The 14,494-nt window shown below is 36.4% G+C and carries 12 protein-coding genes; 8 read left to right on the forward strand and 4 right to left on the reverse strand.

Annotation, left to right across the window (positions count from 1 at the left end; genetic code table 11):
- Positions 1 to 106: 106 nt before the first annotated feature.
- Together AYC65_RS05535 and AYC65_RS05540 are read left to right on the forward strand one after the other, a co-directional pair.
- A complete protein-coding gene (locus tag AYC65_RS05535; RefSeq protein ID WP_234300248.1) occupies positions 107 to 1,468 on the forward strand; it encodes a DUF4403 family protein in 1,362 nt (453 codons plus the stop codon).
- A gap of 205 nt (positions 1,469 to 1,673) precedes the next feature.
- Positions 1,674 to 2,753 (forward strand): peptidylprolyl isomerase, encoded by a 1,080-nt coding sequence (locus AYC65_RS05540; protein WP_034870359.1) that lies wholly within the window; start codon positions 1,674 to 1,676, stop codon positions 2,751 to 2,753.
- 53 nt (positions 2,754 to 2,806) lie between these two features.
- Here AYC65_RS05540 and AYC65_RS05545 read toward each other — a convergent pair whose 3' ends face one another.
- Positions 2,807 to 3,412, reverse strand: coding sequence for a hypothetical protein (locus tag AYC65_RS05545; protein ID WP_052114727.1), 606 nt, complete (start codon positions 3,410 to 3,412; stop codon positions 2,807 to 2,809).
- Between the two features lie 291 nt (positions 3,413 to 3,703).
- On the opposite strand from AYC65_RS05545, the gene AYC65_RS05550 reads away from it, so the two are divergent.
- Positions 3,704 to 4,627, forward strand: coding sequence for an alpha/beta hydrolase (locus AYC65_RS05550; RefSeq protein WP_034870361.1), 924 nt, complete (start codon positions 3,704 to 3,706; stop codon positions 4,625 to 4,627).
- 209 nt (positions 4,628 to 4,836) lie between these two features.
- The gene (locus tag AYC65_RS05555) at positions 4,837 to 5,265 is read left to right on the forward strand and encodes a DUF1801 domain-containing protein (RefSeq protein ID WP_034870362.1); all 429 of its coding nucleotides are present in this window, start codon (positions 4,837 to 4,839) and stop codon (positions 5,263 to 5,265) included.
- Between the two features lie 42 nt (positions 5,266 to 5,307).
- Here the strand turns inward: AYC65_RS05555 and AYC65_RS05560 are convergent, their stop codons facing one another.
- Entirely contained in the window at positions 5,308 to 6,150 is an 843-nt protein-coding gene (locus AYC65_RS05560) for an ion transporter (protein WP_034870363.1), read from the reverse strand.
- 100 nt (positions 6,151 to 6,250) lie between these two features.
- Here AYC65_RS05560 and AYC65_RS05565 point away from each other — a divergent pair, with 100 nt between their 5' ends.
- The 4 genes from AYC65_RS05565 to AYC65_RS05580 all read left to right on the forward strand — a co-directional run bounded on the left by AYC65_RS05565 (position 6,251) and on the right by AYC65_RS05580 (position 10,952).
- Positions 6,251 to 7,348, forward strand: coding sequence for a Nif3-like dinuclear metal center hexameric protein (locus AYC65_RS05565; protein WP_034870364.1), 1,098 nt, complete (start codon positions 6,251 to 6,253; stop codon positions 7,346 to 7,348).
- 2 nt (positions 7,349 to 7,350) lie between these two features.
- Positions 7,351 to 8,130, forward strand: a complete 780-nt coding sequence (locus AYC65_RS05570; RefSeq protein WP_034870365.1) for a zinc ribbon domain-containing protein — start codon at positions 7,351 to 7,353, stop codon at positions 8,128 to 8,130.
- Between the two features lie 160 nt (positions 8,131 to 8,290).
- Entirely contained in the window at positions 8,291 to 10,291 is a 2,001-nt protein-coding gene (locus AYC65_RS05575) for a S9 family peptidase (protein ID WP_034870366.1), read from the forward strand.
- A 1-nt stretch (position 10,292) separates the two neighbouring features.
- Positions 10,293 to 10,952, forward strand: coding sequence for a rhomboid family intramembrane serine protease (locus tag AYC65_RS05580; protein ID WP_034870367.1), 660 nt, complete (start codon positions 10,293 to 10,295; stop codon positions 10,950 to 10,952).
- A 107-nt stretch (positions 10,953 to 11,059) separates the two neighbouring features.
- Here AYC65_RS05580 and nhaA read toward each other — a convergent pair whose 3' ends face one another.
- Entirely contained in the window at positions 11,060 to 12,214 is a 1,155-nt protein-coding gene (gene nhaA, locus AYC65_RS05585; RefSeq protein ID WP_034870368.1) for a Na+/H+ antiporter NhaA, read from the reverse strand.
- 9 nt (positions 12,215 to 12,223) lie between these two features.
- Positions 12,224 to 14,425, reverse strand: a complete 2,202-nt coding sequence (locus AYC65_RS05590; protein ID WP_034870402.1) for a RelA/SpoT family protein — start codon at positions 14,423 to 14,425, stop codon at positions 12,224 to 12,226.
- Between the last annotated feature and the right edge of the window lie 69 nt (positions 14,426 to 14,494).

A 14,494-nucleotide genomic window follows, 5' to 3' on the forward strand; every position in this document is an offset into this window, starting at 1 on the left:
GTCAGATATTCTTTCTGACCATTTTTGTTCTTTTGGCATGTTTTTTATTTTAAACTTCAGGTTTCAAATTTGAAACTTGTTTATATTTGTTCGTACAATTTTTTTTATGATGAAGAAAATACTTTTATTCGTATTGGTGTCTGCATATAGCTTTGCACAGGATAGTGTTGAATATAACTTTCCAAAAATAAAGTCAGGGATTTCTATTCCGGTGGTTATTCCGATGGCAGAGATCAACAGATTAATTAACCAGTCTATTAACGGGGTTATTTATGAAGATAAATCCTATACGGATAACAACAATGACCAGTTTAAAACCAGAGTTGAGAAAAACGGAAATATAGTAATACAGGGGTTAACCAATAATCGGATTATGATCTCTGTACCTCTTAAAATATGGGCAGAAAAAGGTTATGGCACCTTAGGTTATTATGCTTACCAGTCGACAAACTTTAGTGTGGTGATGAATTTTATCTCCAATATTAGCTTTAATAATAACTGGACACTGAATACAGCGACTACAACAGCAGGTTTTGTATGGAAAGAAAAGCCTGTACTGGATTATGGTAAAGTAAAAATTCCTATATCCTCGCTTATAGAAAGCACACTTACCAAGCAGCAGCAAAAATTTACCGGAGTTATAGATCAGCAGGTAAAGCAAAAAATGAATATGCAGCCTTATCTGGTAATGGCGTGGAATCAGTTTGTAAATCCTATCAATATCTCCGAAGAATATCATACATGGTTGAAGATTAGTCCGCAAAGTCTTTCTGCAACACCACTAAAAGTATATGCTAATCAGATTTCCGCAACGTTAGGAGTAGATTTATATTCCGAAACATTCACAGGAAATCAGCCGGCAGCCGGTGCAAGTGTAACTACAGTGCCTGGTTTCGTCACCAAACCTACAATAGATAATGTTTTCAAGCTGCAGACTACTGCAAATATTCCATTTACTGAAGCTACAAAACTGGCAGAGCAACAGTTTCTCCACAAAGAATTTACCTTCAGAGAAGGGAAGTCTAAGATTGTGATTGAAAGTATAAAGGTATATGGAAAGGACGAGAAAGTAGTAATAGAAGCAGAGACAAGCGGAACCGTTAATGGTACTTCTATTATTACCGGTACACCAACTTATGATCCCATAAAAAAGAAAATTGTGTTCACCGATACCAAGTTCAATCTGAAAACAAGTAATGTTTTCCAGAAAACATTGGTATTCCTTTTCAAAGGAAAGATTATTAATATGATTGAAAAAGAATATGGTATTCCTACATTGGAGATGGAGAAGAGCTCTCGTAAGAGCATTGAAGAAAGTCTGAACAAAGAATATTACAAAGGACTATTTATAAAAGGTAAGGTAATAGATTTCAGACCATCTGATTTTGTGGTAGGGAATAGTAGTATAACCGCAATTATCGATACTAAAGCAAATGCTCAGTTAATGATTTCAGGACTTAGTTTTTAAGCTGAAAAACTATAAATATAAAAATGGCCGGATATTTTTTCCGGTCATTTTTATTTTTATACCCCTGTCAAAGTTAGCCTGACAATTAGTTACGTCAGTTAAAGTTATTATCAATGCATATTTGAATAAATATCGACATATCCATTATAAAAATGCCTATTTTAGCGCAACTAAAAAAACTCAATTTATACTATACAGGTCATTTATGAAGAAAGTCGTATTTTTGTGTACAGTATTATTAACCTTATTAAACTGTAAAACTTTGGATTTAAAAGAAATCAATTTAGACAAAGCTGCTTATGAGCAATTGCCGGAAGGGCTTTATGGAAATTTGAAGACAACAAAAGGAGATATCCTTGTTAAATTTAACGATAAAGAATCACCAGTAACAGTTGCTAACTTCGTAGGATTAGCAGAAGGGAAAATAGAAAACTCGGCGAAAAAGAAAGGAGAACCTTTCTACAACGGTACTATTTTCCACAGAGTAATCAAAGACTTTATGATTCAGGGTGGTGACCCTAAAGGAACAGGAATGGGTGATCCTGGTTATAAATTCGATGATGAGAAGAACGACCTAAAGCATACAGGAAAAGGTATTCTTTCTATGGCTAATTCTGGCCCTAATACCAATGGATCCCAGTTCTTTATTACTGAAGTGGCAACACCTTGGTTAGACGGAAGACACACGATCTTTGGTAAAGTGGTGAAAGGTGAGCAGGTTATAGATGATGTAGCTAATGTAGAGAAAGGCGCTCAGGACAAACCAAAAACTGACATTGTATTGGAAAAAGTAACCATCTTTACAAAAGGAGATGCTTATAAGCATTACGATGCGGCTAAACTTTTCAATGAAGGAAAATCTAAAATTGCTGAAAACAACAAAGTATTCGTTCAGAAGAAAGAAGAAGAGGCCAAAAAGAAACTGGAAGAGCTAAAAAGCGGAATGACAACCACTGCAAGTGGTTTAATGTATAAAATTACAAAAACTACAGATGGTGCTCAGCCGGTAGCTGGAAATACAGTTTCTGTTCATTATACAGGTAAATTAACAAGTGGACAGGTTTTCGATTCATCAATTTCAAGAAACGAGCCTATCGAATTCCCTGTAGGAACTGGTCGTGTAATTAAAGGTTGGGATGAAGGTATTCTTTTACTAAAAGAAGGAGAAGAAGCTACATTCCTTATTCCACCAGATTTAGGTTACGGAGCAAGAGGTGCCGGAGGTGTTATCCCGCCAAATGCATGGTTAATCTTCGAAGTTAAATTAGTGAAAGCTAAAGCATAACATTTAGATAAACAAAAAAAGGAAGCAATTTGCTTCCTTTTTTGTTTTTATATTTATCTTCTTCCATCGTTTCTGTAGTAGTACTGCGGAATTACATTAATCTGTATCAGATCATTTTCACCTTGTATAGATTTTAGCTGACCAACCATACGCTTGTTGTTGTCCCAGTCAGAAAAATAATCCAATGTAACATTGCCTACTTTTTTCAACTTTCCTTTTCTTCCCCAGATATCATTATCGAAGTATTCAAAGTTTATATTTCCAATCTGTTTAAAGAAAAGATCCCGGTTCCAGATATCGTTCTTGTGGAAGTATTCAAATCCAATTCTTCCGATATTTTTAACCATATTATTGCGTCCCCAGATATCGTTGTCACTATAATATTCTATAGGATATTTTCCGTATCTGTATCTTATGTTATCATTGGATGAGCGGTCAAAATCATCTCTTTGCTGAAAATTGTTTCTTCTGTTAGGCTGGTATCTTAGGAGCTGCCCATAGGAGTCGACTGTAATTACAGCATCGTCTGTATAAAGATCAACAGATAAGATTGTAGAATTTTGTTCGGAAATGTTCACATCCAGGCCTTTTAGCTGTTGCCCCCATACACTAACAGATGTATAGAGTAGTGCGGCTGTAAATAGTAATCTTAATTTCATGTGAGAAAGTGTTTGTTTAAGGTTTATTTTATATCTGAATAACTCCGTATCCAAGTCTTTTATCCCAACACATAAACTATGCCGCAAAATTCATTTTTGGAAAAAAATAATGATAAGTCTGAAAGTTTAAAACAGAATCTCTGTTTTAGGCTATTTAATCCAATACTTACAAAATTGTCAGTAACATACATTAAGCAATGTATTAGGAATAGCAGAGAGATCGCTATAATTTTGATATAAGAAAATAAGTGCTGTATAAAATGACTTGCAGTACATATAAAAATTATCAGAATGAAGTTAACAACACAAGTGAAAGCAGCTGCAGATCATATGCAGAATGTACAGGTATTTGATGCTAAAGATGCTTTGGATATGAGTCGGAAGAGCTATGAGAGTATGGCTGCTCAGTTCAGTGCCAAAAAAGGAATGGTAAGGATCATTGAAGAATTTAATATAGATAATGGAGGACATAATATTCCGGTCAGGGTATACCGCCCTGAAAATTCAGGAACAGAAAACTCTTCTGCTATTATTTATACCCATGGCGGTTGGTTTGTAGCAGGTAGTTTTGAAACACATGATGCAATAGTGAGAAAATTGGCCAATGCTACTAAATCAGTTGTTATTTTCCCGGAATACAGGCTTGCACCAGAGCATCCTTTTCCGGCTGGATTAGATGACTGTATTTATGTAACCAATTGGGTTTTTGACAATGCCGCTACATTAAAAATCGATCAGAGCAATATAGGTATCGTAGGAGATAGTGCAGGCGGAGCATTGTCTGTTGCTATTGCTAATGAGCTGGGAGACAGATTAAGATTTCAGGTTTTGATATACCCGGCAGGAGATAATAAACTGAGTACAGAATCATGGCAGACCTATGCGAACGGGCCGGTTCTTTCATTAGAAGGTGGAGTACAGGCATGGGAATGGTATTTACAAAAAGAAGAGGATAAACAGAATTCTTTAGCTGTTCCTGTTTTAATCAATGACTTTAAACATACACCGCCTACACAGGTCTTATTAGCAGGACACGATCCTTTGCATGATGATGGGAGAATGTTAGTGGAAAATCTAAGGACGTCCGGAGTAGAAACAGAAGTTGTTATTTATGAAGAAATGATACACGGTTTTATGCATATGGATTCTGTTTTTACTGAAGTTCAGGATGCAGTAGAAAAGATTTCTGTATTTATAAACAGTCATATATCTTAGCATTTGGAGCTATATCCGGTAAATAAAAGTGCAGAATAATTAGTAGTTGTGACCGGAAGAAATTCCGGTCATTTTTATAGGCCGTAGTTACGTTTGGAAAAGTATATTGCTTTTTACTGTTCAGCTTTATTTTTACATTCTTTGTTGTTACTTTTGTAGTGATACAGAAATATTACGGTAGGTTATACCATATAGAACGAGTATAGAACATGAAAAATTTGAAGCTAAAGACAGACCCTAAAGTCAACGATAAATTCAATAACTATCCGGAATTAATCCGTGAAAAGATGCAGTTTCTTAGGGAACTGGTGATTGAAACTGCCGGAGAAACTGAAGGAATAGACGCATTGGAAGAAACTCTAAAATGGGGAGAACCTAGCTTCGTTTCCAAAAACGGGAGTACACTTCGGATGGATTGGAAAGAAAAATCTCCGGAGCAATATGCAATGTACTTTCAGTGTAGCAGCAGATTGGTCGATACCTTTCGTCTGGTATTTGGTCACCAGTTCAGATACGAAGGGAAAAGGGCCATCATTTTCCAACTAAATGAAAAAATTCCTGTAGAAGAATTAAAAGAATGCATAAAAGCAACCCTGCTTTATCATGACGTAAAACACCTCCAAACATTAGGAATTTAAACTAAGGCAACCATTTACTTTGGTAAGTATAAGTCTAAATTATTAAGACAGACGTTCACCACATTTTTTACAATAGCGGGCATCCGAATCATTTTCTGTATTTCCGCATCGCTGGCAGGCCAGATCATTTTTTAGTGCTCTTTTTTGACGGAATTCTGAAGTAACAATTCCTGTAGGAACAGCAATAATGCTATAACCACAAAGCATAACCACAATAGAAAGAAACTTTCCGATAGGTGTTACAGGAGAGATGTCTCCATAGCCTACCGTTGTAACGGTTACCACAGCCCAGTAGATGCTGGTCGGTATACTGGTGAAGCCATTTACACCACCTTCTACTACATACATCAGGGAGCCGATAATAACGATGAAGATAGAAAGAAATAAAAGGAAGATGTATATCTTTCGGGAGCTATGCTTTAGAGCCGAGGTAATATAACGGCCATCCTTCATATAATCCAGAAGATTGAATATTCTGAAAACTCTTAGAAGTCTCAGTAACCTGATAACAATCAGATAATGTGTAGTAGGGAAGATCAGTCCAAGATAAAACGGAGCAATGGACAGAAAATCTATAATTCCGTTAAAACTGAAAATGTACTCTCTTTTATCTTTTATACATGCAATCCGGAGAATATATTCTATGGTAAAGAGTATGGTTACAAAAAATTCAATACTATACAGATTCCGAATCATTCTAAGACTTAGCGTAGGTACTGTTTCCAGCATCACGATAACCGTACTGAGCAGAATAACAGTCAGTAATATAATATCAAAAGTTTTTCCGGCTCTGGTATTTGATAGATATATGATTTTATAAACCTTTTCCAACCATCCTTCCTGTGGAGTCAAATCATATTCCGGCTTTAGTCTTATTTTTCTCATCTGTAGCAAAATTAATATCTTCGTGTCATTCTTAGCAGAAAGAAAAAGATGAAAGTCTGTTTCATTCTGTAGAAAACAAAAAAATATTATTAAATAACGGATGAAAGTTAAAGAAATAATTTCGATTACAGAAAAACAATGGCCTTTACAGCAGGCAGAAGATTTTGATAATGTAGGATTATTATGTGGAAACCCGGATCGGGAAGTTACAGGAATATTGTTGTGTCATGATGCTTTGGAAGAAGTTGTGGATGAAGCTGTAGAAACCAATTGCAATCTTATTATCTGTTTTCATCCGATTATCTTCTCGGGGTTGAAATCTTTAACCGGAAGAAATTATGTTGAAAGAAGTGTTATAAAGGCATTAGAAAATAAAATTGCCATCTATGCTATTCATACAGCTTTGGATAATGACCTTTTTGGAGTCAATTACAGGATATGTAAGGAATTAGGCTTGGAAAATATGAAAGTTCTGATGCCAAAGCAAAAACAGCTTTCATACCTTAGTGTTTATGTACCAAAAGACAATGCTGATGGGTTAGAGCAGGCTATTTTTGATGCCGGAGCCGGACACATAGGATTCTATGATCAATGTAGATTCAAGCTTAGCGGAGAAGGAAGTTTCCGCCCTTTAGACGGAGCTAACCCGAGAATAGGTAGCGTGGAGCAAAGAGAATATGTAGAAGAAGCTCAGTTATCATTTGTTTTTGAAACCTATAAAAAGAATAAGATTCTTGCAGCTATGAAAGCAGCACATCCATACGAAGAGGTAGCTTACCAGATTTACAGTCTGGAAAACGATAATCAGTATGAAGGCTTAGGACAATATGGAGAGCTGAAAGAAGAAACAGATGCTGTTACTTTTTTAACCTTTGTAAAAGAAAAATTCGGACTCGATGTAATACGCCATTCCAAAATTCCGAATAGAAAAATAAAAAGAGTAGGTGTATTGGGAGGAAGCGGAGCTTCGGGAATTAAAGCCGCAATAGGTGCCGGATGCGATATATATCTGTCCGGAGACTTTAAATATCACGATTTTTTTCTCGCTGAAAATAGGATTATACTGGCAGATATCGGCCATTTTGAATCCGAGCAATTCGTTGTTGAACAATTATATGAATTTTTCTCCGAAAAATTTACTAAATTTGCAATCTTAAAGACGAATATAAAAACGAATCCCGTAAATTATTTCTTATAGATATGGCTAAAAAAGCACAAGAAATTAGTGTAGAAGACAAACTTCGCGCATTATACGATCTGCAAATCATTGATTCCCGACTTGACGAAATCCGTAACACAAGAGGTGAATTACCAATTGAAGTAGAAGATTTGGAAATCGAAATCGAAGGTCTTAACAAAAGAGCAGCTAAATTTAGCAGTGAGATCAAAGATCTTCAGGATCAGATCAAAGCTAAGAAAGAAGCTGGAAGTCATGCTCAGAATTTAATTGAAAAATATAAATCTCAGCAAGATAACGTAAGAAACAATAAAGAATTCGAGGCCCTTGGTAAAGAGATTGAATTCCAGGAATTGGAAATTCAGCTTGCAGAGAAAAAGATCAAAGAATTCAATGCAAAAATCGATCATAAAAATGAAGTTTTAGCTGAAGTAAATGGTAAAATCGACGAATTAACGAATCACCTTAACTTCAAGAAAAATGAATTAGATGGTTTAGTATCTGAAACTCAGAAAGAAGAAGAATACCTTTTAGAGAAATCTAAAGAGTTTTCTGAAAAAATTGACGACAGACTTTTATCTTCTTATAGCAGAATCAGAACAAGTTCTTCAAACGGTTTGGCAGTAGTAGGTATCGAAAGAGGTGCTGCTAAAGGTTCTTACTTCACTATTCCGCCACAAAAGCAACTTGAAATCGCTCAGAGAAAGAGAATTATCATCGATGAGTACTCAGGTAAAATCCTTGTTGACGACGAGTTGGTAATGGAAGAGCAAGAGAAAATGAAAACTATTATCAACTTCTAAGAAGTTAGATATAAAATATTTACAAATCCATTCATTAAAAGTGAATGGATTTTTTTATTTTCGTAGGATTTATGGGAGGTGATATAATTTACAAGTAAAATTAAAACTTGTAATATATAGGTAACCAAACAACTTATCAACTAATTAAAATAAACCGTACATGAAATTAAAGCATACTGCAGTTGCTCTGGCTGCACCATTATTAATGAATGCGCAAAATGTGATGACTCCGGAAAAATTATGGACACTAGGCAAATTCTCTGTTCAGGCTGTTGCGCCGGATCAGTCTTCTCTGATTTATAAAGTAGGCATTACAGATCTGAAAACCGAGAAAACAAATGCAAAGTCTTATTTTCTGGATCTTCTGAATAATTCTGCCAAACAAATTGACTTCGGAAAAAAAGCAATTATTCAGTGGGATAAAAACGGTCTTTACGCTACGGAGGGTGGAGTAATCTATATTTCCAAAGATAAAGGAAACACATGGGCAGAATTCTACAAAATAGGAAATGATGCAGATAACATTGTAGTATCTCCAGATGGAAAAAAAGTAGCATTCAGCAAAGAAGTTCAGATTGAAACTATTCTTGGAAAAGATAAGTATAAAGATACTTCAAAGTCTACAGCTCAGATTTATACAGACCTTAACAACCGTCACTGGGATACTTGGTACGAAGGTAAAATGTCTCATGTCTTTGTAGTGAATACTTCTGAAGAAGCTGCAAAAGCAAAAGATCTGCTGGAAGGGAAGAAATTCATGTCTCCGCAACAACCTTTTGGTGGTGCTGAAGATTTTGTGTGGAGCCCGGATAGCAGCCAGTTGTTATACGTAACGAAAGAAAAGTACGGTGCAGAATACGCACAGAGTACAAATACAGATATCTTCGCCTATGATCTTGCCAGTGGTCAGACAGAAAACCTGACAAAAGGAATGATGGGTTACGATGTAAGTCCTAAATTCAGCCCGGATGGAAAATATCTTACATGGCAGAGCATGCGTGCTGACGGATATGAAGCAGATAAGAATGATATCGTAATCATGGACTGGAAAACCAAAAAGAAAACTAATCTTACCCAAAATTGGGATGATAGTGTAGACGGAGGTTTCTATTGGTCCAAAGATGCAAAGACGATTTACTTCAATGCAGCATACAGAGGAGTAAGACAATTATTCAGCGTTAATCCTCAGAATGCTAAAATTGCACAGGTAACAAAAGATAAATTCGATGTTAGCGGAATTTTTGCAGAGACTAAAAATGGATTGCTAGTAACCAGAACAGACTTTAACCATAGCCCTGATCTGTTTAATGTTTCTTTAAAGAATGGTGAGTTTACCCAGATTACAGACGTTAATAAAGATAACTACGCTGCAATTGCGCCAAGTAAGAGCGAGTTGAAAATGGTGAAAACTTCAGACGGTAAAGAAATGGGGGTATGGTTTATCTATCCGCCAAATTTTGATCCAAATAAAAAATATGCGACACTACTATATTGCCAGGGAGGTCCACAATCAGCACTTACCCAGACATTCAGCCAGCGTTGGAATATGGCTCTTATGGCAGCTAATGATTATATAATCGTTGCACCGAACAGACGTGGTATGCCAGGTTGGGGAGTGAAATGGAATGCTGATATCAGTAAAGATTGGGGTGGACAGCCAATGAGAGATTATCTGGCGGCAGCTGACTTTGCGAAAACACTTCCTTATGTAGACGGAGAGAGAATGGGAGCAGTAGGAGCAAGCTATGGTGGTTATTCCGTATTTATGCTGGCAGGTATTCACGAAAACAGATTCAAAACATTTATTGCCCACGATGGTCTTTTTGATATGAAATCATGGTATGGTACTACCGAAGAATTATGGTTTGCTAATCATGAAATTGGAGGTTCTTACTGGGAAAAGCCAGATGCACCTGCGTACACTACATATAACCCTAGTAATTATGTAGGAAAATGGAACAAGCCTATTATGATTGTACAGGGAGGTATAGACTTCAGAGTATCTTATGAGCAGGGACAGGAAGCTTTCCAGGCTGCTAAATTAAAAGGGCTGAAAGCCAAAATGGTTTATTTCCCTAATGAAAACCACTGGGTACTTCATCCGCATAATGCCCTTGTATGGCAGCGCGAGTTCTTCGGATGGTTGAAAGAAACATTATAATATGGATTTATTAGTTATCATTATTATTGCTGCAACAGCATTAGTAAGTTTTAAAGGTTTTAACGACAGAGGATTTTTTTCTCAGTATATGTTCCAGGTAGGAGCTATTCAGCGAAATAAAGAATATATACGCTTGTTGACGTCAGGATTTCTGCATGCCGATATTATGCACCTGTTGTTTAACATGCTTACCTTATATTTCTTTAGCGGAATTGTAATTGATTATTTCGGAAAAGTAGGTTTTGTACTGATTTATTTCGGGGCGATTATTGCCGGAAATCTTTTCAGTATGTTTATCTATAAGAATAATCCAATGTATTCGGCTATAGGAGCAAGTGGAGGTGTTTCAGGTATTTTGTTTGCGGCGATTGCCATGAACCCGTATCTGGGTATAGGCTTCTTCTTTATTCCAATTCCAATTCCCGGATATATCTTTGGAGCATTATATTTCGGTTATTCTGTTTATATGATGCTTAACCCGAAAGAATGGGACAATCTGGGACATGCTGCTCACTTAGGTGGTTCAGTTGTAGGTTTGGTTTATGCTTTTATAAGTTTCCCAATGAATACACTGGAGCATATCTTCCAGATCCTGATTATGTCTTTACCATTATTGTATCTGGCATTCAGAATATTATTTAATAAAGGCGGTATTCGATAGAATATCATATTATAAATTAAAATGCCCTGCTTAGCAGGGCATTTTTTGTTATTTGTAATATTTTCCTTGTAGGTTTCTAAAACCTATAAGGTTTATTTTTTTTAATTTTAATTGATTCTTCTTCTCTTTTTTGAAGTGAGTTTTAATACAGTGTATCCGCCAAACCCGGCAAGGGTAGAGGCTACAAGAATGGCAAACTTAGCTTCATCCTGGATATCCTGATGTCCTTTAAATGACAGAATTGCTATAAAAATAGACATTGTAAATCCTATGGCAGCAAGAAGGCCGACACCTACCATTTGTGACCATTTAGAATGTTGGGGTAGCTTACTGATTCCTAATTTAACTGCTATAAAGCTAAAGAATAAAATTCCGACTAATTTCCCAATAATTAGACCTCCAATAATACCGGCTCCAAAACTGGTAAATAATCCATCCACCATTCCTTTTTGAAAAACAATATTGGTATTGGCCAGTGCGAAAATTGGCATGATTAAATAATTAACCGGAGTATGTAACATACCTTCCAGTTTTTCCAGAGGAGAGGTCTCGGTTTCAGATGAATTTGTGGGGATTGTAAATGCTAATAAAACACCTGCAATAGTAGCATGAATACCGGAATGATGCATGCAGTACCATAAAGCGGCACCCGGAATCAGATAGAAAATATGTTTTTTAACACCGAGCTTATTGAATAGTACGAGAAGTACTAAAATACCTCCTGATATTAGTAAATAACTCCAGTGTAATTGTTCTGTATAGAATATTGCGATAACAAGAATAGCTCCTAAATCGTCAACAATAGCTAATGCAGCAAGAAATATCTTGATAGAAGCAGGGACGCGACTGGACAGCATAGAGATGATCGCTAAAGAAAAAGCAATATCTGTTGCCATTGGAATTCCCCATCCTTTTGCATATTCAGTTCCGTTGTTAAAAAATGCATAAATAAGTGCCGGAACAAGCATTCCGCCTATTGCAGCAAAAATAGGAAGGGAAGCATTTTTTATATTGGAAAGTTCTCCTTCCAGCATTTCCCGTTTAATTTCCAGACCTACCAACAGGAAAAATACAGACATAAGGCCGTCATTAATCCATTCTGCTACAGAATAAGGGCCGAGATGACTGTCCAGAATATTCTGAAATCCTGTCCCTAACGAGGAATTAGCGATAAATAAGGATACGAGTACACATAAAATAAGGATAATACCAGATGACTGGCTGCTTTCGAAAAATTTTTTAAAATATTGAGTTAACTTCATACATTGTTTTTACAGACGTCTGACTTTAGTAACATTCTTAATCGCTTTAAGATGTTTAAGTGTTTCGTCCAGTTGGGATTTATTTCTGACTTCAAGAACGATATTTCCTGTAAAGATACCATCATTGGATTCAATAGAGAAACTCTTCATATCCAGGTTCATGTTATTGGAAATAATTGTGGAGATATCATTGATCATACCTTGTCTGTCCAGACCTTCTATTTCTATTTTTGCACGGTTGGTAAAGCGCTCTGCATTTACCCATTTGGCGGTAAGAACACGGTAATCGTAGTTAGCACGCAGATTAATAGCATTCGGGCAGTTTTCATTGTGCACCTTTATGCCATCGTTAATTGTAATAAACCCGAAAATCTTATCACCAGGAAGTACACTACAGCATTTTGCAAAGCTATAATCCATTTTTTGTTCATCCTTACCAAAAACAATCATATCCAGATCAGAAGCTGGTTCAGGAGCAACAAATTCCTGTTTTGGTGTTTTACGGAATTTCTGTAAAAGATTACTAATCATTCCTTTTCCGTCGACATACTTTTTCAGATCCGAAGCATCCAGTACACCACTCTGGAAATTCAGGAATAACTCCTGTGAGGTTTTATAATTAAAGAACTTTTGTAGTTTGTTGATTTCATCGTCAGTATACGCAATTTTAGCATGGCGCATTTTACGCTGCAAAATTTCTTTTCCTTCTTCTACCATCTCACTTTTGTGAGAATTGAGAGCTGCTTTAATTTTTGCCTTAGCTTTGGACGTTACCACAAAGTCCAGCCAGTCAGCTTTAGGTTTCTGGTTGTTGCTGGTTAAAATATCAATCTGATCACCATTAGCCAGTACATAGGAAATAGGAACCAGCTTCCCGTTTACCTTTGCTCCGAGGCATTTCATCCCTAAATCGGTGTGAACCGAAAAAGCAAAATCCAGAGCCGTAGATCCTGACGGAAGAAGCTTGATCTCACCTTTTGGTGTGAAGACAAAAACCTCCTTGCTATAAAGGTTTAGTTTGATACTGTCCAAAAGTTCGTTGGTTGAAAGCGACTGTTGTCCTTCCAAAACTTCACGAATCTGCGTAACCCATTGTTCGAAATTACGGTCATCATTGTTCTTCTTATAGCCTTCCTTGTATTTATAATGCGCAGCAACACCTTTTTCTGCCACTTCATCCATTCGTTCGCTTCGGATCTGTACTTCAATCCATTTGCTGTCGGGACCTAATACTGTAAGGTGTAAACTTTCGTAACCGGTAGAACGGGGCTGAGATATCCAGTCTCGCATTCGGGCAGGGTTACTGTGGTAAAGATCAGTAACAATAGAGTAGATTTTCCAAGCGAGGAATTTCTCGTTTTTAGCATCCGATTTGTAAATAATCCTGATGGCATAGTTGTCATAAACTTCCTCAAAGCTTACATTTTGCTTCAGCATTTTACGGTAAATACTGCTGATTGCTTTAGCACGCCCTTTTATGGAGAAGTTAAGTCCCTCTTCTTTTAGTTTCTCAGAAACCTCTTTTGTAAATTCAGCAATATATTTTTCCCGGCTTTCCTTTGCCAGAATTAACTTCTCTGTAATTTCATTATAGATATCCGGATTATTGTATTTCAAAGAAAGATCCTCTAACTCCGATTTTATGTTATACAAACCCAGCCTGTGTGCCAACGGCGCATAGATATACACTGTTTCCGAAGCAATCTTTTTCTGTTTATCAGCACGCATACTATCCAGGGTACGCATATTGTGAAGACGGTCGGCAATTTTAATAAGGATTACCCGAAAGTCTTCGGATAAAGTCATAAGGAGCTTACGGTAATTTTCTGACTGAACCGAAATATTCTGGTGGTTCATAATCGAGATCTTAGTTAGCCCCTGGACAATATCCGCTATTTTTTTTCCGAACAGTTTTTCAAGATCTTCATAGGTATAATCAGAATCCTCAATAACATCGTGCAAAAGTGCCGATGCAATACTTGTTGCACCAAGACCTATTTCATTAGCTACAATTTTTGCTACTTCAATAGGATGGTATATATAAGGCTCGCCTGTTTTACGTCGCTGATCCTTATGGGCATCCAAAGCGATATCGAATGCTTTACGAATAAGTTTGTTCTGGTCCTCATCAAGTGTTCGGTATGTATTAGAAATCAGGTCCTTATATCGGGCTAAGATTTCTTTATTCTCTTGTTCTAGGTCGTAAACCATTTCCTTCATCAATTAAGTTACACTAAAATACTATTTTTTAGGGTAAAATCATAATATTTTTGAAGAATA

This window comes from Elizabethkingia bruuniana, assembly GCF_002024805.1.
In the GTDB taxonomy this organism is placed as follows: domain Bacteria; phylum Bacteroidota; class Bacteroidia; order Flavobacteriales; family Weeksellaceae; genus Elizabethkingia; species Elizabethkingia bruuniana.

Excerpts from the sequence above, each read along its gene's own strand:
- AYC65_RS05535 (WP_234300248.1), top strand. The coding sequence starts at position 107 with ATGATGAAGAAAATACTTTTATTCGTATTGGTGTCTGCATATAGCTTT.
- AYC65_RS05540 (WP_034870359.1), top strand. The coding sequence starts at position 1,674 with ATGAAGAAAGTCGTATTTTTGTGTACAGTATTATTAACCTTATTAAAC.
- AYC65_RS05545 (WP_052114727.1), bottom strand. The coding sequence starts at position 3,412 with ATGAAATTAAGATTACTATTTACAGCCGCACTACTCTATACATCTGTT.
- AYC65_RS05550 (WP_034870361.1), top strand. The coding sequence starts at position 3,704 with ATGAAGTTAACAACACAAGTGAAAGCAGCTGCAGATCATATGCAGAAT.
- AYC65_RS05555 (WP_034870362.1), top strand. The coding sequence starts at position 4,837 with ATGAAAAATTTGAAGCTAAAGACAGACCCTAAAGTCAACGATAAATTC.
- AYC65_RS05560 (WP_034870363.1), bottom strand. The coding sequence starts at position 6,150 with ATGAGAAAAATAAGACTAAAGCCGGAATATGATTTGACTCCACAGGAA.
- AYC65_RS05565 (WP_034870364.1), top strand. The coding sequence starts at position 6,251 with ATGAAAGTTAAAGAAATAATTTCGATTACAGAAAAACAATGGCCTTTA.
- AYC65_RS05570 (WP_034870365.1), top strand. The coding sequence starts at position 7,351 with ATGGCTAAAAAAGCACAAGAAATTAGTGTAGAAGACAAACTTCGCGCA.
- AYC65_RS05575 (WP_034870366.1), top strand. The coding sequence starts at position 8,291 with ATGAAATTAAAGCATACTGCAGTTGCTCTGGCTGCACCATTATTAATG.
- AYC65_RS05580 (WP_034870367.1), top strand. The coding sequence starts at position 10,293 with ATGGATTTATTAGTTATCATTATTATTGCTGCAACAGCATTAGTAAGT.
- nhaA (WP_034870368.1), bottom strand. The coding sequence starts at position 12,214 with ATGAAGTTAACTCAATATTTTAAAAAATTTTTCGAAAGCAGCCAGTCA.
- AYC65_RS05590 (WP_034870402.1), bottom strand. The coding sequence starts at position 14,425 with ATGGTTTACGACCTAGAACAAGAGAATAAAGAAATCTTAGCCCGATAT.